This window comes from Xanthomonas sp. NCPPB 3218 (assembly GCF_056725185.1).
This window is the reverse complement of sequence record NZ_CM161516.1, coordinates 3,475,314-3,493,148: the sequence shown is the minus strand read 5'-3', so window position 1 is coordinate 3,493,148 and position 17,835 is coordinate 3,475,314. Positions and strand designations below refer to the sequence as shown.

Annotated in this window: 19 protein-coding genes; 6 read left to right on the top strand and 13 right to left on the bottom strand. The window is 66.6% G+C overall.

Annotated elements, in window-relative coordinates:
* Window positions 1-33 precede the first annotated feature (33 nt).
* Complete coding sequence (locus AC1PLS_RS14525; RefSeq protein ID WP_184433969.1) at window positions 34-492, bottom strand: hypothetical protein; 459 nt, start codon at window positions 490-492, stop codon at window positions 34-36.
* A 14-nt stretch (window positions 493-506) separates the two neighbouring features.
* Window positions 507-1,640: a phosphoribosylformylglycinamidine cyclo-ligase gene (gene purM / locus AC1PLS_RS14520; RefSeq protein WP_172837894.1), complete on the bottom strand. Its 1,134-nt coding sequence runs from the start codon at window positions 1,638-1,640 to the stop codon at window positions 507-509.
* A 22-nt stretch (window positions 1,641-1,662) separates the two neighbouring features.
* Between purM and AC1PLS_RS14515 the strand changes: the two genes are divergently transcribed.
* From AC1PLS_RS14515 to hda, 3 genes are read left to right on the top strand one after another with little or no spacing between them, the layout of a single operon-like run.
* Complete coding sequence (locus tag AC1PLS_RS14515) at window positions 1,663-2,775, top strand: DUF2066 domain-containing protein (protein ID WP_046343651.1); 1,113 nt, start codon at window positions 1,663-1,665, stop codon at window positions 2,773-2,775.
* Entirely contained in the window at window positions 2,772-3,938 is a 1,167-nt protein-coding gene (locus AC1PLS_RS14510) for an AI-2E family transporter (protein WP_016904627.1), read from the top strand. Before AC1PLS_RS14515 ends, AC1PLS_RS14510 begins: the two co-directional genes overlap by 4 nt.
* Window positions 3,935-4,645, top strand: coding sequence for a DnaA regulatory inactivator Hda (gene hda / locus AC1PLS_RS14505; RefSeq protein ID WP_184378866.1), 711 nt, complete (start codon window positions 3,935-3,937; stop codon window positions 4,643-4,645). Before AC1PLS_RS14510 ends, hda begins: the two co-directional genes overlap by 4 nt.
* A 382-nt stretch (window positions 4,646-5,027) precedes the next feature.
* Here hda and murU read toward each other — a convergent pair whose 3' ends face one another.
* The 4 genes from murU to AC1PLS_RS14485 form a co-directional block, all read right to left on the bottom strand.
* The gene (murU, locus tag AC1PLS_RS14500) at window positions 5,028-5,738 is read right to left on the bottom strand and encodes an N-acetylmuramate alpha-1-phosphate uridylyltransferase MurU (protein WP_184378864.1); all 711 of its coding nucleotides are present in this window, start codon (window positions 5,736-5,738) and stop codon (window positions 5,028-5,030) included.
* Complete coding sequence (locus tag AC1PLS_RS14495; protein ID WP_184378862.1) at window positions 5,735-6,757, bottom strand: aminoglycoside phosphotransferase family protein; 1,023 nt, start codon at window positions 6,755-6,757, stop codon at window positions 5,735-5,737. Before AC1PLS_RS14495 ends, murU begins: the two co-directional genes overlap by 4 nt.
* A 55-nt stretch (window positions 6,758-6,812) precedes the next feature.
* A complete protein-coding gene (locus tag AC1PLS_RS14490; protein ID WP_006452367.1) occupies window positions 6,813-7,085 on the bottom strand; it encodes a GlsB/YeaQ/YmgE family stress response membrane protein in 273 nt (90 codons plus the stop codon).
* Between the two features lie 169 nt (window positions 7,086-7,254).
* Window positions 7,255-8,748, bottom strand: a complete 1,494-nt coding sequence (locus tag AC1PLS_RS14485; RefSeq protein ID WP_046343644.1) for a M20 family metallopeptidase — start codon at window positions 8,746-8,748, stop codon at window positions 7,255-7,257.
* 157 nt (window positions 8,749-8,905) lie between these two features.
* On the opposite strand from AC1PLS_RS14485, the gene AC1PLS_RS14480 reads away from it, so the two are divergent.
* The 3 genes from AC1PLS_RS14480 to xopAW all read left to right on the top strand — a co-directional run bounded on the left by AC1PLS_RS14480 (window position 8,906) and on the right by xopAW (window position 11,234).
* The gene (locus tag AC1PLS_RS14480; RefSeq protein ID WP_308409822.1) at window positions 8,906-9,280 is read left to right on the top strand and encodes a ComEA family DNA-binding protein; all 375 of its coding nucleotides are present in this window, start codon (window positions 8,906-8,908) and stop codon (window positions 9,278-9,280) included.
* 357 nt (window positions 9,281-9,637) lie between these two features.
* Entirely contained in the window at window positions 9,638-10,414 is a 777-nt protein-coding gene (locus tag AC1PLS_RS14475) for a HutD/Ves family protein (RefSeq protein ID WP_184378860.1), read from the top strand.
* 154 nt (window positions 10,415-10,568) lie between these two features.
* Window positions 10,569-11,234 (top strand): EF-hand domain-containing protein, encoded by a 666-nt coding sequence (gene xopAW / locus AC1PLS_RS14470; RefSeq protein ID WP_065032575.1) that lies wholly within the window; start codon window positions 10,569-10,571, stop codon window positions 11,232-11,234.
* A 170-nt stretch (window positions 11,235-11,404) separates the two neighbouring features.
* Here xopAW and AC1PLS_RS14465 read toward each other — a convergent pair whose 3' ends face one another.
* The 7 genes from AC1PLS_RS14465 to AC1PLS_RS14435 form a co-directional block, all read right to left on the bottom strand.
* A complete protein-coding gene (locus tag AC1PLS_RS14465; RefSeq protein WP_481103804.1) occupies window positions 11,405-13,177 on the bottom strand; it encodes a flavodoxin domain-containing protein in 1,773 nt (590 codons plus the stop codon).
* Window positions 13,174-14,148 (bottom strand): FAD:protein FMN transferase, encoded by a 975-nt coding sequence (locus AC1PLS_RS14460; RefSeq protein ID WP_184378856.1) that lies wholly within the window; start codon window positions 14,146-14,148, stop codon window positions 13,174-13,176. The genes AC1PLS_RS14465 and AC1PLS_RS14460 overlap by 4 nt, the downstream gene beginning before the upstream one ends.
* Window positions 14,149-14,215: 67 nt before the next feature.
* The gene (locus AC1PLS_RS14455; RefSeq protein WP_184378854.1) at window positions 14,216-15,019 is read right to left on the bottom strand and encodes a DUF4198 domain-containing protein; all 804 of its coding nucleotides are present in this window, start codon (window positions 15,017-15,019) and stop codon (window positions 14,216-14,218) included.
* A gap of 171 nt (window positions 15,020-15,190) precedes the next feature.
* Window positions 15,191-15,706, bottom strand: a complete 516-nt coding sequence (locus tag AC1PLS_RS14450) for a DUF2271 domain-containing protein (protein WP_054591447.1) — start codon at window positions 15,704-15,706, stop codon at window positions 15,191-15,193.
* A 22-nt stretch (window positions 15,707-15,728) separates the two neighbouring features.
* Window positions 15,729-16,367 carry a PepSY-associated TM helix domain-containing protein gene (locus AC1PLS_RS14445; RefSeq protein ID WP_046346011.1) on the bottom strand — a complete coding sequence of 213 codons (639 nt, stop codon included), beginning with the start codon at window positions 16,365-16,367 and terminating at the stop codon, window positions 15,729-15,731.
* A 7-nt stretch (window positions 16,368-16,374) separates the two neighbouring features.
* Entirely contained in the window at window positions 16,375-17,133 is a 759-nt protein-coding gene (locus AC1PLS_RS14440) for a tetratricopeptide repeat protein (protein WP_167709260.1), read from the bottom strand.
* A complete protein-coding gene (locus tag AC1PLS_RS14435; RefSeq protein ID WP_047126919.1) occupies window positions 17,126-17,812 on the bottom strand; it encodes a Fe2+-dependent dioxygenase in 687 nt (228 codons plus the stop codon). Before AC1PLS_RS14435 ends, AC1PLS_RS14440 begins: the two co-directional genes overlap by 8 nt.
* Window positions 17,813-17,835: the final 23 nt, after the last annotated feature.

The following is a 17,835-nucleotide window of genomic DNA, read 5'->3' as shown; positions in this document are numbered from 1 at the left end:
GCTGGATTCGCTGAAGTCATGGGGCAGTGCGCGTCACGCGGGGGTGGCGGTCGGCGCGAACAAGGCCTTGACCTGCGGGCGCAGCAGCACCACCAGCGTAAACACGCCGACGACGGTACCGAACGGCATGAAGGAGCAGGAAATGCCGGCCACGATCAGGCACAGCAGATGCCGTCTGCGCTGGGCAATGCAGCGGCCCGCGTAGGCCATGAACGCCGCCAGCGTCAGGCCGCAGCCAATGAACACAGCCGCGAACACCACGAAGAACCAGCCGAACAATCGCGGATCCATCGATGGTGCGTCCGCATTGGCATTTGTCATGGGCAGGTGCCCGGTGATGATTGCAATGCCCATGAACAGATGGATCAACGGGAAAAGCGAAAACAGCGCAGTGATCGCGGCCAGCACATAGTGAAAGACCGACAGCAGTTTCAGGTGCTGGAGGTCGTCAGCGCTGGCCGATGCCGGCAGTGCGCGCGGGGAAGCGTCCATGCAGCTCTCCTCGATCAACCGATCCGCACGCGCTCGTCGCCTTGCGCCGGGACCACCTGGCCGATGCGCCAATGCGCCAGCGACTGCGCATCCAGCGCCTGTTCCAGCGCGGCAGCCTGCTCGGGGGCGGCGATCAGCACGAAGCCGATGCCGCAGTTGAAGGTGCGCCACATTTCGGCATCGGCCACCGCGCCTTCGCGCTGCAGCCAGGCGAACACCGGCGGCAGCGTCCAGGCCTTGGCGTCGATGTCCAGGCCCAGGCCGTCGGGGATTACCCGAATGATGTTTTCGGTCAGCCCGCCGCCGGTGATGTGCGCCATGGCGTGGATGCTGTCGCCATGCGACTTGAGCAGCGCCAGGATCGGCTTGACGTACAGCGCGGTGGGCGCCATCAGCGCATCGATCAGCTTGACGCCGTCGTCCAGCACCAGCTCGGCCGGTGAGCCGGCACGTTCGTAGATCTTGCGGATCAGCGAGTAGCCATTGGAATGCGGGCCGGACGAGGCGATGCCGATCAGCACGTCGCCCGCGCGCACCTGTGCGCCGTCCAGCAGCTGCGATTTTTCCACCGCGCCGACGGTGAAGCCGGCCAGGTCGTACTCGCCCGGCGGATACATGTCGGGCATCTCGGCGGTTTCGCCGCCGATCAGGGCGCAGCCGGACAGCTCGCAGCCGCGCGCGATGCCGCCGACCACCGCCGCGGCGGTGTCCACGTCCAGCTTGCCGGTGGCGAAATAATCCAGGAAGAACAACGGCTCGGCGCCCTGCACCAGCACGTCGTTGACGCACATGCCAACCAGGTCGATGCCGATGGTGTCGTGCCGTCCCAGCTGCTGCGCCAGCTTGAGCTTGGTACCGACGCCGTCGGTGCCGGACACCAGCACCGGCTCCCGGTACTTGCCGGACAGGTCGAACAAGGCGCCAAAACCACCCAGGCCGCCCATCACCTCCGGCCGGAAGCTGCGCTTGACCAGCGGCTTGATACGTTCGACCAATGCATTGCCGGCATCGATGTCGACACCTGCCTCACGGTAGGTCATGGGCGAGGGATTGGAAGGCGTTGGGCTGGTCACGGGCGGGGAGGGCTCGGCTGTAAAGGCGGCGATTTTAGCAGCCACGTTGGCGCTGGCGTCCCATTCGGGCAACAATTCACCCGGATACGCTTACGTCATGGAACCGTCGATGCGCCGCAGTCTCGCTTTCTTTCTCGCCCTCGTGGTCGCCATGCCCCTCGCGCCAGCCTTTGCGCAGGCCGATCTACGCACCGAAGGCGACGTCGCCAAGGCGCAAAGTGCCTACGAGGCCGAAGTGCCGGTCAACAGCCAGAGCGAGTCCGATCGCCCCGGTGCGCTGGCGCGCGCGCTCGGTGCGGTGCTGGGCAAGGTGTCCGGCGACCGCGGCGTGATGAGCCGCCCCGGCGTCTCGCAGGCATTGCGCGGCGCGCCGGGCTATGTCGAAAACTACGACTACCGTCAGGACCAGGGCACCTCGCGCACCGGCGCGCCGACCTTTCGCACCGTGCTGGTGGCGCGCTTCCGGCAATCGGACGTGGATGGCCTGATCGCCGCACTGGGCCTGCCGGTGTGGCCGCTGCCGCGGCCCAAGCCGGTGCTGTGGCTGGCCATCGACGACGGCAGCGGCCCGCGCCTGGTCGGCGTGGGCCAGGCCAATGCCGCGCGCAGCGTGTTGGACCGGGCGATCGAGCGCGGCTACCGGCTCGGCCTGCCCGGCGGTGCGGCCGCCGAGCAGGTGCTGGCCGGCGCGATCTGGCGCAAGGACACCGCCACGGTGGCACGCGCATCGGCCAAGTACAGCCCGCCGATGCAGTTGATCGGCAAGCTCTACCGCAATGACGCCGGCTGGACCGCCGACTGGGTCTTCGTCGACAACGGCAACGTGCTGTCCAGCTGGACCAGCAGCGACGCCGACGCGCGTCGCGCGATGGCTGCCGGTGCCGACGGCGCCGCCGACGCGCTGGTCAAGCGTTACGCCAAGCGGGTGGATTCGGGGGTGCCCGGGGTCTACCGCGCGGTGATCACCGGGATCGGCAGCGCCGACGATTACCTGCGCGTCTCTGCCGCACTGCAGGGCGTTTCGGTGGTGCGCAGCATCCGCCCGGTCAGTGCCAATGGCGACCGCATGGAAGTGGACCTGGAATTGCTCACGGGCATTTCCGGCCTCAACCGTATGCTCGGCGACAACAGCCCGTTGGTGCCCGTGTCGGTGCCGACCGAGGGCCCGATCATTCTCGAAAACGAGCACGCCGAGTACCGCCTGAAATGACTTTGACTCCCGAAGCCGAGATCGCCCTGTTTCTGCGTCGCCTGAAATGGGTGGCGGTGACTGTCGGCGTGCTGTGGGTGGTATCACTGCTGTCGCCGATCCTGACGCCGTTCGTGCTGGCGCTGCTGCTGGCCTGGCTGGGCGACCCGCTGGTGGACCGTATCGAGCGCGCCGGCCGCTCCCGCAACATCGCGGTGGTGCTGGTATTCGTGCTGGCGCTGCTGCTGTTCGTGCTGGCGCTGATGATCCTGGTGCCGATGATCGAGCGCCAGATCATGACCCTGATCGACGCGCTGCCGCAGATGCGTGCCTGGGCGATCAGTACCGCGATCCCGTGGCTGGAAGCCAAGACCGGCGTGGAGCTGATGGGCTGGCTGGACCCGGAGCGCCTGATCGACTGGATCCGCAGCCACTGGGAGCAGGCCGGCGGCGCCGCCAAGACCTTCTTCGGCTACGTGCAGCGGTCGGGCTTTGCGATGGTGACCTGGGTGATCAACCTGGCGTTGCTGCCGATCCTGGCGTTCTATTTCCTGCGCGACTGGGACCGCCTGGTCGAGCGTGTGGCCGCGGTCATTCCGCGCGCCTACATCGGCACCGTGAGCCGGCTGGCGCAGGAATCCAACGACGTGCTGGGTGGCTTCATCCGTGGCCAGTTCCTGGTGATGCTGGCGCTGGGGGCGATCTATGCCGCCGGCCTGTCCATCATCGGGCTCAATCTGGGCCTGTTGATCGGCATCATTGCCGGCCTGATCAGCTTCATTCCGTATCTGGGCGCCACCACCGGCATCGTGCTCGCCCTGCTGGCGGCGGTGGTGCAGGCGCAGGGTTTCGACCTGAAGCTGCTGATCGGCGTCGGCGTGGTGTTCACCGTCGGCCAGCTGCTGGAAAGCTATGTACTGACGCCGCGCATCGTCGGCGACAAGATCGGCCTGCATCCGGTGGCGGTGATCTTCGCGGTGATGGCGGGCGGCCAGTTGTTCGGCTTCCTTGGCATGCTGCTGGCGCTGCCGGTGGCGGCGGTGGCCAATGTGCTGCTGCGCTATGCGCATGAGCAGTACACGCGCAGCGATCTGTATGCGGGCGAACGTGCCGGCATCGTGCTGCAGTCCACCAACGAGCGCAGCGTGATCATCGACCCAGGCAAGGACACCGATCGGCTGTGAGCGTTCCGCAGTTGCCACTGGCGCTACGCGCGCCGCCCGATCAGCGATTCGATAGTTACATCGCTGCGCCCGACGGCCTGCTGTCGCAACTGCAGGCGTTGGCAGTCGGGCAGGTGAGCGACTGGCTGTATCTGGCCGGCCCCGCCGGCACCGGCAAGACGCATCTGGCGTTGTCGGTGTGCGCGGCCGCCGAGCAGGCCGGGCGTGACCCGGCGTACCTGCCTCTGCACGCCGCCACTGGCCGGCTGCGCGATGCGCTGGAAGCGCTGGAAGGGCGCAGCCTGGTCGCACTGGATGGCGTGGAAAGCATTGCCGGGCAGCGCGACGACGAAGTGGCGCTGTTCGATTTCCACAACCGCGCGCGCGCTGCCGGCACCACCTTGCTGTACACCGCGCGGCACATGCCCGACGGCCTGGCCTTGGTGTTGCCGGATCTGCGCTCGCGGCTGTCGCAATGCATCCGCATCAGCCTGCCGGTGCTCGACGACGCAGGGCGCGCGGCGGTGTTGCGCGATCGTGCGCAACGGCGCGGACTGGCGTTGGACGAGGCGGCAATCGACTGGCTGCTGACCCATAGCGAACGCGAACTGGCAGGACTGGTGGCATTGCTGGACCGGCTGGATCGCGAATCGCTGGCTGCCAAGCGCCGCATCACCGTGCCGTTCCTGCGTCGGGTGCTGGAGGATCGCGGCTCTTCGAGCGGCTGACGTAAGTAGTGCGCTCAGCGCTAGGTAGGCGCAGGTTGCTTCGCGCTTCCCTTCAGGCACATCTAAAGCAGTGTCCAGGTACTTGAGGCACCACGCCTGAAGCTTGCAGAGCGGCTGATTTGCAGGTTGGTTGAATGGCCCTTGCCCGCCTACCATCGCGGGACACGCCGCAAGTACGTCCTTGTGGGCTCTGGCGCGGCATCCATGCCGCTCAAGGTCCCGCGACGGTAGGCGGGCAAGGACCTGTCGGGATGGTCGGTGCGCATGGACAAGAGCAGGAGCGGCGCCGGCGGTTTGGCTGCAAGTCCGGCGAGATGGTCGGTGTTTGGAGTTCTAGCAATGCGCGACGCGCGGCCAGGCATTTGCAGCGGCGTGGTTGCGATCAGCCGCCGTCGCGCAGCAACCGGGCATCCAGCTCCGCCAATCGCTGCGGCGTGCCGACATCGGTCCAGCGCCCGGCATGGTGGATACCATCGATCAGGCCTGATGCCATCTGCGCGCGCAGGATCGGCGCCAGCGCGAAGCGCGGCGCGGTGCCGGGGTGCTCTGGGAGCTGGCCGATGACCGACTGCCAATCGCGCAGCAACGCCGGTCGATACATGCCGATGCCGGCGTAGGTCAGCGTCGCGGGCAGATCTGCGCGCACCTTGCCATCGGCATCCAGCGCAAAGTCTGCGCGCGCGGCATAGGCGGGTTGATCGACCAGCACCAACTGCGCCAGGCCCGCCGGTGCGGCCGACAGCCGCGCGAAATCGAAATCGGTCCAGATATCGCCGTTGACCAGCAGAAACGGGGCCTCGCCCAGCAACGGCAACGCATGCAACATGCCGCCGCCGGTTTCCAGCGGGGTGGCGCCCTCGAAGGAGTACGTCAGCCGCAGCCCGAACGCGCTGCCATCGCCCAGTCCCTGTGGAAACTGCTCGGCCAGCCACGAGGTATTGATCACCACCTCGTCCACGCCCAGCGCGGCCAGCTTGCGCAGATGCCAGACGATCAGCGGTGTGCCGCCGACCGACAGCAGGGGCTTGGGCGTGCGCTCGGTCAACGGACGCATGCGCTCGCCGAAACCGGCGGCGAAGATCAGTGCCTTCATGCGCCGGCCTGCGCGGAGCGTGCCGCCAGGGCAGGTTTGACCAGGTCTTCCAGCAGGCCGATCAGTGGCGCAAGTTCCGGATGACGCGGCAACACCTCGTCCAGATAGACGATGAAACGCGGCACGTTATCCAGATACCAGTGCTTGCCGTCGCGATGGCTCAGGCGGGAGAAGATGCCGAGATTCTTCAGGTGCCGCTGCACGCCCATCCAGTCCGCATCGCGCAGGAATTGCGCCAGCGGCGGCACCGGCAATCCGGCCGCTGCGGCACGCGCGTGGTAGCGCTCCAGCCAGCCATCCACGCGCGCCAGCGGCCAACTCACCGAGGTGTCCTTGAACAGACTGATCGGGTCGTAGGCGATCGGCCCGATCACGCAATCCTGGAAGTCCAGCACCGCTGGCCCGTCGCCGACCGGCATCAGATTGCGCGGCATGAAATCGCGGTGGGTAAAGACACGCGGCTGCGCCAGTGCGTTGTCCATCAAGCGGCGCTGCACCAACTGCAGCTGCTCGGCCTGGCCGCAATCCAGCTGCAGGCCGAGGTGGCGGCCAAGAAACCATTCTTCGAACAGGCCTGCATCGCGTTGCAGCAGCGCCTCGCCGAACACGCCGCTGTCGGCAGGCGGCGCAATGCGCTGCAGCAGCAGCAACTGGCTGATCGCAGCATCCAGCAACGCGTCGGCATTGGCGTCGGTCAGCACCTGCGCCAGGGTCGGCACGCCCAGGTCTTCCAGCAGCAGGAAGCCGGTTTCAAGATCCTGCGCAAGCACCTGCGGCACCCGCACGCCGTGGGTGCCGAGCAGGGCGTGCATGCGCAACCAGGGCGCCACGTTTTCCAATGCAGGTGGCGCATCCATCAGGATGCGGTCCACGCCGCGTCCTTGGGTACGCCAGTAACTGCGGAATCCCGCATCGACCGAGGCACGCTGCAGCGTGACCTCAGGGTCGTTCAACGCCTGCTTCGCCCATTGCAGACGAAGCGCAGCGCGCGCGGTATCGGGAGTCAACGATGACGTCATGGGTGAATGCTGTGTCGTGAAGTGAGGCGCCAGGTCGGCAGCGACGCCGGGTCGATCAACGCTTGCTGCCGCTGAACAGCCGCAGCAGCGCCAGGATCGCGATCGCACCCAGCAACGCGCCGAGGAAACCGGCCGGTTCGCCAGCGTGGTACCAGCCCATGTAGCGGCCGAACCAGCTGGCCACCACTGCGCCGGCGATGCCCAGCACGATGGTCAGCAGGCAACCCAGTCGCTGCGTGCCGGGCGTGATGAAACGCGCCAGCAGCCCGACCACGAAGCCGACCAGAATGATGTAAAGCCAGCTGTCGCTACCGAAAAGATTGTTCATCGCAGGCACCGAGGGAAGTGGGAGCGGCAGACTAGCATTCGCCGCTGCGGCAACCACATGGGCAGCACCGACTGCGACGAAGGCGTTGGGGTTATGTCCATGCGCGTGCCGCAGCGCACGGCAATGCCACTGGGCCGCCCCGGCATGCGCGGGGCGGTCCAGGGGTCAATCAGCAGCAGCCATGCCCACCATGACGGGTGCCGCTGTCGGCCGCCACCGGCGAGCCGCTGGTCTCGCCGCGCAGGCAGGCGGCGTGATGCTCTGCGAGCACCTTGGACACGCAGGCCGTGACCCGCTTGCCCATCGGGATGTGCAGGAACTCGTTGGGGCCATGCGCATTGGAATGCGGGCCGAGCACGCCGGTGATCATGAACTGCGCGCCGGGGAACTTCTCGCCCAGCATGCCCATGAACGGGATCGAGCCGCCTTCGCCCATGTACATCGCCGGCTTGTCGAAGAACGCCAGGCTGGCGTCGTCGATGGCTTTTGCCAGCCATGGCGCCATCTCGGGCGCATTCCAGCCCGATGAGGCCTTTTCCAGTTCTAGGGTCACCTGTGCGCCGTTCGGTGGGTCGCGCAGCAAGGCCTCTTTCAGCAGTTCGCCACAGGCCTTGCCGTCGGCGGTTGGCGGCAGACGCAGCGACAGCTTCACCGCGGTCTGCGGACGCAGCACGTTGCCGGCCGACGCCAGCGGCGGCATGCCATCCACACCGGTGATCGACAACGCCGGGCGCCAGGTGCGGTTCAATACCAGCTCGGTGAGGTCGTCGTGCATCGGCACCAGGCCCTCGACCATCGGGAACTTGTCAAAGATGGCGGTATCCAGCGTCGCCGCCGCGGCCTTGGCCTGCGCCAGCCGTTCGGCCGGCACCTGCACATGCAGTCCGTCCAGCAGGATGCGACCGCTGGCTTCGTCCTCGATCCGCGACAGCAACTGGCGCAGCAGGCGGAAGCTGGACGGCACCACGCCGGAGGCATCGCCCGAATGCACGCCTTCCTCCAGCACCTTCACGCTCAGGTTGCCGCCGGTCAGCCCGCGCAGCGAGGTGGTGCACCACAGCTGCTCATAGTTGCCGCAGCCCGAATCCAGGCACACCACCAGCGATGGCTTGCCGATGCGTGCGGCCAGATGGTCGACGTAGGCCGGCAGGTCGTAGCTGCCGGATTCCTCGCAGGCCTCGATCAGCACCACGCAGCGCGCATGCGGCAGGCCCTGGGTGCGCAGCGCCAGTACCGCCGCCAGCGAACCGAAGATCGCGTAACCATCGTCGGCGCCACCGCGGCCGTACAGCTTGTCGTCGCGCAGCACCGGCTCCCATGGGCCGAGGTCCGCATCCCAGCCGGTCATTTCCGGCTGCTTGTCCAGGTGGCCGTACAGCAGCACGGTGTCGTCGCCCGATTCGGCACCGGTTGCCGGAATCTCGATAAAGATCAACGGCGTGCGGCCTTCCAGGCGCACCACCTCGACCTGCATGCCCTCGATGGCCTGCGCGCGCGCCCAGGTTTCCATCAGGGTGACCGCTTGCTCCATGTAGCCGTGCGCGACCCAATCGGCGTCGAACATCGGCGATTTATTGGGGATGCGAATGTAATCGACCAATTGCGGGACGATCTCGCGGTCCCAGGTGTCGCTGATGAATTGGTCGATCTTGGCGCTGTCCATGGAGGCTCCGAATACGTGACGTAATGGCACATTCTACGCCCGTGCCTGGGGGTAGGTATTTCCCTACAAGGCGGCGCGCAGTTCACCGGCTGTGTGAAAAGTTCGTTGGCGATAGGATTGCTGCATGTGGCGCGGGACACTGGCTCGGCCGGCAGGAATGCTGGCTAGGACCATCACCCAAGCCACAAGGAGCGTTGCAATGAAGTCATTTACCGTAGCCCTGAAGTCCCTGCTACTGGTGTTGCTGTTGTCCTCGAATGCGTATGCACTCGACAAGGTCGATATCAACACCGCGTCTGCTGAGGAATTGGACAAGGTGCTGACGAACGTCGGGCGATCAAAAGCCGAGGCAATCGTCGAGCACCGACAGGCAAACGGTCCCTTCAAGAGTGCCGAGGAACTGGCACTGGTCAAGGGCATCGGACTCAAGACGGTCGAACGGAATCGAGACCTGATCGAAGTGGGAGCCACGATGGCTCCCGCCAAGAAGGCTGCCAAGGGGGCGGCGGTGAAACCGGTGGGACGGCGTTAACGGGAAAGGATCCGAGATACGGTTCGACGCGAGGATGCGTGGCCGCAACCTAACTGGACAGGATGTCTGGGGGATGGCTGGAAGCCGACAAGGACGTGGAATCGCCCGGTGTTGCACTTGGATGTGCAGCCGGGCGTTTTTCGTTTTGGGTCCGCGTGGGTTGCGAGCGCACGCAAGCGTTTGTAACTGCGGGAAAGCAGTGCTCGCCGTATGAAGCGCTACTCACTCCGTGAGGCACCAGCCGCTTCGTGGGTCTCGGCCACACCCTGCAGTTGAGGGGCATTGAGCCTAGGGCACATCAGCAGCCCTGAAGCACCGCATGACGGGCTGGCGCCGCGCTTGCGGCACAATGTGCCCATGCAGCTGACAGACCTGAGCAGCCGGGTGATTCCGGCCACCGAGTACCGCCGTGAGCGGTGGCGCAATCAATTGGGCTGGACGCGCGAGATCCTGCGTCTCGGCGAAGCCGATGCGTGGTCGCTACGCCTGTCGATCGCCGAGATCGAGCAGGACGCGGCGTTTTCCGCATTCCCGGGCATCGATCGCGAGCTGGTGCTGTTACACGGCAATGGCATGCGGCTGCAGTTTGGCGATGCTGCCAGCGGTATGGGCAGCGATACCAGCACCGGCACCGGCATCGGCACCGGCATTGGCATCGGCACGGCTACTAGCGGCGGTGTCAGCAAAAGCGATAGCGGCAGTGGCAATGAGGGCAGTGGCTCTGATCACGGCGGCCATGACGTCGGCACCAATGGCCGTACCGACGCCCCTGGCAGCAGTCATCGCAGCTGCGAGTTGCTGCCGCCGCACCAGCGCGTCCGATTTGCAGGCGAGGAAACGGTACATGCCACGCTGCTCGACGGGCCGACCCAGGATTTCAACCTGATGTGGCGGCGCGATCGGCTGCAGACCGAACTGCTGCACCGGCCGCTGGTCGGCACCATGCTGTTTTTCGCCGACCCGCGCAGCGCCTGGGCGATCCACCTGCTGGCAGGCCAGGCCAGCTTTGGGCGCGAGAGTGGCCTGCCACCGTTGGCTGCCGGCGATACCGCGTGGCTGAGTGCCTCCACGCGCACGCGCCATGTGCTCGATGGCGGCGGCGAATTGCTGGCGATCCGGGTGAGCCCGGTCTAGGTCGTTTCACGTATCCGCAAGCAGATCGCGCGCTCCTCCGCACGTGCCCGGATGCGTTCGTGTCAAGGCAGACAAGCGACGGCATCGCTGTGCCAACTGGCTAGGGAACAGTGCAGGCGCCGGAAGTGGTTCCGGCAATTCCAGGGGGAAACCAATGAGTACCATCAGCTCGGTCGGAGCCGGCTATGCCGCCTACCCGTCCTATGCAAGCCGCAGTGCGACCACCGGCAACGCCGCATCCGCCGCACAGGCGGAAAAAACCAATCCGCTGACGCAGTTGTTCAAATCCATCGATAGCGACAGCGATGGCAGCCTGACCGCGTCCGAGCTATCGACCGCGCTGTCGTCCAATAGCGATGACGACAGCAAGATCGACATCGACGGGTTGCTGAGCATGCTCGATCAGGATGGTGGCGGCACCGTCAGCGAGAGCGAACTGGCGCAGGCCTTGCCGCCGCCTCCGCCACCGCCGGGTGAGCAAGGACAGGATGTGCAGTCGTTGTTTGCCGGCCTGGACAGCGATGGCGACGACAGTGTCAGCAGCGGTGAATTGAGCACGCTGGTCAATGGCGACAGTGCGTCGAGCACGCAGCTGCTGGACCTGCTCGACAGCGACAAGAGCGGGGCGCTGAGTCTGCAGGAACTGCAGGAGGCGATGCAGCCACGCGATCCGCCGCCGCGACCGCCGTCATCGGCCGATGCATCCAGCAGCGACGGCACACAGCAGGCCTATGCAGCGTTGATGCAGATGGCCGTGGGGCAGTACCGCAGCATTGGCGGCAGCGCGACAACGAGCAATCTGGTCGATCTGGCAGCGTAATGCGGTGATCGAGAGAGAATGGGGAAGCCGGAGCGCGGTCCTGGATCAGCCGGTGCGTCTAGCGCGCAGCCACCGCAAGCAGGGATGTTGCGGATTTCAGCAGCAGACGCGCTGTGAGTATCTGCGTAATCGCTTTGTTGAGCGCTTTTGGCGGTGCCGCGTGCGATGGTTCAGTACACGTCGCGGCGATAGCGCCCGCTGCCCAGCAGTTCCTGTCTGACATCGGCTCCGAGGATGCAATCCAGCGTGCGGTCGAGTTGGGGTGCCATGCCGCGCAGACTGCCGCAGACATAGATGCAGGCACCTTGATCAATCCAATGACGCAGGCGATCGGCGGCTGCGGCCAGCGCGTGTTGGACGTAATGCGGTGGCTGTGGTTGATCGCGCGAGTAGACAAAATCCAGGCGTTCGATCCAGCCGTCCTGATGCCACTGCTGCAACTCGTCGGCATACAGCGCGTCGTGCGCGGCATTGCGTTCGCCGAACAGCAGCCAGTTGCGCCGCGCGCCGGCTGCGATGCGTGCACGTAGATGCGCGCGCAGACCGGCGATGCCGGTGCCGTTGCCGATCAGCAGCATCGGCTGGTCGGGTGCGGGTGGGTGGAAGCCGGGGTTGCTGCGCAAGCGCAGCGCGATGGCTGCGCCGATCGGTGCATGGACGCAGAGCCAGCCGCTACCCAGCCCCAGGCTGCCGTCGGCGTGCCGATGCTCGCGCACCAGCAGTTCTGCATGGCCTTCCTCGGGGATGGAGGCAAGCGAATAGTCGCGATGGGGCAGGGCGGCCAAACTGCGCACCAACGCATCTGCGTCCAGTGGTGAAGTTGTACCTGTGGCTGTTCCCGTAGCTGTATCAGTGCCTTTACCTATGTCCGTAATTAGGTCGATTTTGACTTCGGCATCGGCATCGGCATCGGCGCCAGTACCAGCACCAGCACCAGCACCATCGCTGAGACTGGCACCAGCATCCACATCGATACCGAGAGCGGCATCGGTATCGACGGGAAGTTGCGCGCCGCCGAGCCAGTCGCGCAGGGGGCGGCCGTCGATCTGCTGCGCGCCATCGTAGTGGTTACGCCGCAGCCAGGACTCGACCGCATCCGGGGCGTGACGCGGTGCGATCTCCGCGATATCGCCTGCGCTCCACTGCAGCAATGCGCCATCGCATGGCGTCAGGCGCAGCCGGTAAATCGGCGTACCCGCACTGCCGGGATTGACGTGGACACGTTCGCGTAGCTGCCAGGTGGTGTAGGTGGGCAGGCTCCAGTCGGGTTGCGTCGCCAGTGCGGGTGCCAGTTCCGCCAGACGGCGTTGCCAGTGCTGCAGGGCGTTGGGGTCAGCGTTATCGACCTCGATGCGTTCGAACAGGCGAGTGGCGCCGCGCGCCTGCAGGCGATCGTCGAGGCGCCGGCCGAACGCGCAGTAGTGCGCGTAACCACGGTCGCCAAGCGCCAGCACTGCGTACTGCACCGCCGTCAGATCCTGCGCGTGGTCGGCACGCCAGGCGCGCTCGGCGGCCTGCGCATGGTCGGGCGCATCGCCCTCGCCGGTGGTGCTGACGATGCACAGCAGCCGCGGCACGCGTGCGAGTTGATCGCTATCGACGGCTTCGATCGGCAGCGCATGCGCACCGACGCCGGCCGATTGCAGCGCGGCAACGCTGCGTTGCGCCAGCTCACGCGCAAATCCGGTCTGGCTTGCCCAGACGATCAACACGCCGCTGGCGTCTGCGCGTTGTGCGCCGACGCGCTTGCGGGCACGCAGCAGCACGACCGCGCACAGGCCCAGATACATTGCCAGGCCGAGCGCTGCCAGTTGCCAGCGATGCGGCGTGGGTGGGCTCCACCATGCGCCCTCATGCAGGCCGGCCAGCCAGCCGACGATGACCGCAAGCGCCAGCAGAGCGAGCCCGTTGCCCAGCCACACGCGTGAGGTGGTGTTGCTCATGACGCGGACAGGTGGCGTTCGAATGCCGGGCTCATGGATTCGAGCAGGATGCCGTCCTTGCGTGCCAGGAATCGCACGGCCAGGTCCGCCTTGCGTGCATGGGCAAGACCGGCATCAACGCCAAGCACGGTCATCGCGGTGGCCCAGGCATCGGCCTGCATCGCATCGGGCGCGAGTACGGTGACCGCCGCAGGGGCATGCGGAACGGGCGCGCCGGTGCGTGGGTCGAAGGTGTGCGTGTAGCGTGTGCCGCCGGCATCGAAGCGGTGCCAGCGATCGCCGGAGGTGGCGACCGCCAGACCGTCCAGCACCAGCACGCGTGCCGGCAGTGCGCTGCCGGCATCTTCGTCGGGGGCGGATTCGACCAGCACGCGCCACGCGCTGGCATCGGGCTTGCGTCCGTAACCGAACAATTCGCCGCCGACCTCGATCAATGCACTGTCGATACCCGACTGCAGCAATGCGCGATGCACGCAGTCCACACCGAAGCCCTTGGCGATGCCGGACAGATCCAGCGCCGCTGCGCCCGGCTGCAGCACACGCTTGCCATCCAGCTGCAGGCGTTGCCAGCCGCAACGCAGGCTCGCCAATGCGATCGCCTGCGCTTCCGGCACACGCCGGCGCGTGCCGGCGGCGCCGAAGCCCCATAGCTCGACCATCGGGCCAACCGTGGGATCGAAGGCACCCTCGCTGGCCTGTGCGATCTCCAATGCTGTGCTCAGCACTGCGTGGAATTCGTCGGGCAGGTGGTGCCAGTTGCCCGCCGGTGCGCGGTTGTAACGGCTGATATCCGAATCGGCCTCCCAGGTACTCATCTGCGCGACCACGCGATCCAGCGCGGCCTGGATGCACGCATGCAAGGGGTGCAGATCGCGTCCGCGCGGCGCCACCAGCTTCACGCTCCAGGTGGTGCCCATGCTGCGGCCGCCGAGCGTGGCAATGGCGTGGTCGGCGGAAGACGATGCGGGCATGGACGGGTCTTATGAGGATGGGGCGGCAGGATGCACGCTGTGTGCGCTCCTGCCGCGTGCCGGCAGATTACTGCGGCAATACTTCCAGGGTGGCGACATAGCCCAGGCGGCGCTGCTTGGCCTGCGGCAGCGAGGTCTTGGTGTCTTCGGTGGTGGTTTCCAGCCAGTACATGCCCGGTTCCGGCCAGGTCACGCTGAAGCCGCCCTTGGCATCGGTTTTGAGCTTGATCTCGTTCTGCGCATCGCGATAGCGGGTGCCGCCGCGCACGATCTCTACCTCCAGCCCGGCGGCCGGTTTGCCATCCAGCTGCAGCGTGAATTGCGCCGCTTCGCCGGCGACCAGATCGTTGGGATGGGTCACCGGAATCAACTCGATGCCCTTGCCGGCGGGCTTGAAGACCGTGGTGGTCGGCGCACCGCGGGTGACGAAGGTCTCCACCCGGTTGAAGGACTGCGAGACCTGCAGATCCTGCGCGTTCTTCGGCACCTCGGTGGCGAAGCGGGTTTCGTCGCCACGCCAGCGCTTGGGCTTGCCGTCTTGCTTCCAGCTGGCGAACAGGCCGGCGTTGACGATGCTCAGCTTGTAGGTGCCGGGCTGGGTGAGCTGCAGGTCGAACACGCTGCGGTACTTGCCGGTGGCCGGATTTTCCGGCTTGAGCGCGCTGCCATCGGGCGCGGTGATGCTCAGGTTGTCCAGGCGCAGCGGCACGTGGTTGAAGTAGAACAGGTCGTTGGACACCGCTGCATCCACGGTGATCCACGGCGCCTCACCGGCGATGACGGTCTGCGACGGCAGCAACCAGGCCTTGTGGGCGAGTGCGCTGAGCGGCAGTGCGGCGAGCATGGCGATCAGGACGAGCGAACGTTTCATGACAACTCCTTGAAGGACGATGAGGACGGTGGGTCACGTGTCTGATCAGCGCGCAGGTATGGCGCTGCGTGGATGCGTGGAAAGCGAATGTGTCTGGCAACGCGATGCACTGCGCACCTGCGCCGTGGCCGGCCGCGTGTGCTGCGCGCGGCCGCCACCAGCAGGCAATGCTCAGGGTTTGGCGACCAGGCTGATGGCGCCGAGCTCGCTGCTGCCGCTGGCCTTGGTGGTCTGCGCAGACTTTGCCGGCCAGGTAAAGGGCACCTTGACCAGCTCGCGGCCGCCGACCTCGCGCGCGGCTTCCACCACCAGCGTGTACTGGCCGGGCGGCAGCGACTTCAATGCGCCCTTGGTGTCGGAGAACGACAGCGCATGCGCGCCGGCCGGACGGGTGGGGCCGGTGACGCCGTCGACCGGCACCTCGAGGGTGCGCCCGCTCTTGCGCCACCACTGGCGCAGGTCCGGCAGCCACTTGGTGCCGTGGCCTTCGGCGGTGTCCTTGGATTGATACCAGACCGCCAGATTGGCGGCGACCTTCTGGTCCGCACCTTCCAGCCAGATCGCCACGTACGGGCGGTGATATTCGGCGACGTTGAGCTTGGGGATCTCGACGTTGATGTCGAGCGTGGCGGCGTATGCCGGCATGGCGAGCAGGCCGCTCAGGGCGATGGTCAGGGTGGCGCGCATGATCGTCTCCGGTAGGAAAAAGTCAGTGGATCAACAGCAGGGCGAGCAGCAACGGAATCAGCAGACCCAGGCCGACCAATGGCCAGGTCATGCGGCGCTGGCGGGCATGCAGATGCAGCAGGAACAGCCCGGTGATGCAGAACACCAGGCAGGCGATGGCGAACACGTCGATGAACCAGCCCCAGGCCGGCCCGGCATTGCGTCCCTTGTGCAGATCGTTGAGATAGGCGATGGCGCCGCGCCCGGTACGCTCGTATTCGATCGCGCCGGTGCTGCGGTCCAGGCTCAGCCAGGCATCGCCACCAGGACGCGGCAGCGCCAGATACACCTCGTCGGCCGACCATTCGCCGGCACGCGTGCCGATGCTGATATCCAGCTCACGCCCCAGCCATTGCGCCACGCGTGGCGGCAGCGGGGCATCGCCGTCCTCGCGGCTGCCCAGGGACTTGAGCAGGGCCGGCGGCAGCGTGAGCGTGCGGTGTTCGGTCGAGGGGCTGGCTTCGATGCGCGCGGCATGGTTTAAGGTCAGCCCGGTGATGGCGAACAGCAGCATACCGATCAGGCACAGCGCCGAACTGATCCAGTGCCATTGATGCAGCATGCGCAGCCAGAAACCGCGGCGTTGCTGGGAGGTGGCAAGAGTGTCGTTGGAGGTCGCCATGGCGCGCTCAGGCCACATCCACTGCGAGCGACGGCTGCAGGTGCGATTGCCGCGCGGCCACTTCGCTCAGCAACGCGCGCAGACGTGGTTGCGTTGCACCCGCCAGCAGCGGTGTGAGCTGTTGCAGGAAGCCGGCATGCCCGCCGGCGATCGCACGGCGCATCCATCGCTCGGCCTGATCGATGTCGCCGGCGTCTGCGAGCAAGGTCGCGTAACCGGCCTGGCCGCGGAAATCGCCGGCTTCGGCGGAACGTCGGTACCAGTGGCGCGCGGCGACCGGATCGGCAGCGCAGGCCAGGCCCTGGTCGAGATAGCGCGCCACGAAGTTCATCGATTTGGCATGTCCGCGTTCGGCGGCGGTGCGATACAGCGCCAACGCCTGCGCGTGGTCCTGCGCCACGCCGCGGCCGGAGCCGTACAGATGGGCGAGGTTGTACATGCCCCAATCCAGCCCATGCTCGGCGGCGCGGCGGTACCACAGCGCCGCCAGCACCTCATTGCACGCGGTGCCGAAGCCCAGTTCGTGGCAGCGCCCCAACTGGTTCATCGCTTCCGCATGCCCGGCATTGGCGGCGACCTCGTACCACAGCATCGCCATGGCCGGATCGGCGGGGATGCCGCGGCCTTCGGCGTAGAGCTGGGCGAGCAGCAGTTGCGCCGCCAGATCCTGGCGCTCGGCGGCCTTGCGTAGCAGCGCGACCGCGCGATCGGGCTGCGTGTGCAGCAGCTCGATCAGCTGCGCCGGGTCCAGTGCGGGCTCAGACATCGGCCCATTGCCGCAACAGGTTGTGATACACGCCGGTGAGCTGGATCAGCGACGGATGGCCAGGGGTGTCCTGGGTGAGCCGCCGGATCGACACGTCCAGTTCGAACAGCAGGCGACGCTGCGCATCGTCGCGCAGCATGCTTTGCGTCCAAAAGAAACAGGCGACACGGGCGCCGCGGGTCACCGGCATCACCCGATGCAGGCTGGTGCCGGGATAGATCACCAGGTGCCCGGCCGGCAGCTTCACCGACTGCGTGCCGTAGGTGTCTTCGATCACCAGCTCGCCGCCGTCGTAGCTGTCCGGGTCGCTGAGAAACAAGGTAGCGGAGACATCGGTGCGCACGGGATCAGCGCCGCCGCGACTGCGGTCGTAGCGGATCGCGTTGTCGACGTGGTAGCCGAACGATTGCCCGCCGCTGTAGCGATTGAACAGCGGCGGATAGATGCGCCGCGGCAATACCGCCGAAAAGAACGTGCTGCTGCGCGAGAGTGCGTCCAGCACCAGCGCGCTGGCCTCGCGTGCGACGGCGCTGTCTTCGGGCAGTTGTGCGTTGTCCTTGGCCTGCGCCGACTGATGGCCGGCGGTGATGCGGCCGTCCGCCCAGTCGGCCGCGTCCAGCCGCGCGCGCAGCTCGGCGAGCTGGGCGGGGCTGAGCACATCGGGAATGGGCAGCAACATGCGGTGGTCTCCACGCCGCCCGC

What these genes read in the sequence shown, in the direction of transcription:
- AC1PLS_RS14455 (WP_184378854.1), bottom strand. Translation starts at nt 15,019, where the DNA reads ATGAAACGTTCGCTCGTCCTGATCGCCATGCTCGCCGCACTGCCGCTC.
- AC1PLS_RS14525 (WP_184433969.1), bottom strand. Translation starts at nt 492, where the DNA reads ATGGACGCTTCCCCGCGCGCACTGCCGGCATCGGCCAGCGCTGACGAC.
- AC1PLS_RS14510 (WP_016904627.1), top strand. Translation starts at nt 2,772, where the DNA reads ATGACTTTGACTCCCGAAGCCGAGATCGCCCTGTTTCTGCGTCGCCTG.
- murU (WP_184378864.1), bottom strand. Translation starts at nt 5,738, where the DNA reads ATGAAGGCACTGATCTTCGCCGCCGGTTTCGGCGAGCGCATGCGTCCG.
- AC1PLS_RS14465 (WP_481103804.1), bottom strand. Translation starts at nt 13,177, where the DNA reads ATGAGCAACACCACCTCACGCGTGTGGCTGGGCAACGGGCTCGCTCTG.
- AC1PLS_RS14440 (WP_167709260.1), bottom strand. Translation starts at nt 17,133, where the DNA reads ATGTCTGAGCCCGCACTGGACCCGGCGCAGCTGATCGAGCTGCTGCAC.
- AC1PLS_RS14515 (WP_046343651.1), top strand. Translation starts at nt 1,663, where the DNA reads ATGGAACCGTCGATGCGCCGCAGTCTCGCTTTCTTTCTCGCCCTCGTG.
- AC1PLS_RS14460 (WP_184378856.1), bottom strand. Translation starts at nt 14,148, where the DNA reads ATGCCCGCATCGTCTTCCGCCGACCACGCCATTGCCACGCTCGGCGGC.
- AC1PLS_RS14495 (WP_184378862.1), bottom strand. Translation starts at nt 6,757, where the DNA reads ATGACGTCATCGTTGACTCCCGATACCGCGCGCGCTGCGCTTCGTCTG.
- xopAW (WP_065032575.1), top strand. Translation starts at nt 10,569, where the DNA reads ATGAGTACCATCAGCTCGGTCGGAGCCGGCTATGCCGCCTACCCGTCC.
- AC1PLS_RS14475 (WP_184378860.1), top strand. Translation starts at nt 9,638, where the DNA reads ATGCAGCTGACAGACCTGAGCAGCCGGGTGATTCCGGCCACCGAGTAC.
- AC1PLS_RS14450 (WP_054591447.1), bottom strand. Translation starts at nt 15,706, where the DNA reads ATGCGCGCCACCCTGACCATCGCCCTGAGCGGCCTGCTCGCCATGCCG.
- AC1PLS_RS14490 (WP_006452367.1), bottom strand. Translation starts at nt 7,085, where the DNA reads ATGAACAATCTTTTCGGTAGCGACAGCTGGCTTTACATCATTCTGGTC.
- AC1PLS_RS14445 (WP_046346011.1), bottom strand. Translation starts at nt 16,367, where the DNA reads ATGGCGACCTCCAACGACACTCTTGCCACCTCCCAGCAACGCCGCGGT.
- AC1PLS_RS14485 (WP_046343644.1), bottom strand. Translation starts at nt 8,748, where the DNA reads ATGGACAGCGCCAAGATCGACCAATTCATCAGCGACACCTGGGACCGC.
- AC1PLS_RS14480 (WP_308409822.1), top strand. Translation starts at nt 8,906, where the DNA reads ATGCTGGCTAGGACCATCACCCAAGCCACAAGGAGCGTTGCAATGAAG.
- AC1PLS_RS14435 (WP_047126919.1), bottom strand. Translation starts at nt 17,812, where the DNA reads ATGTTGCTGCCCATTCCCGATGTGCTCAGCCCCGCCCAGCTCGCCGAG.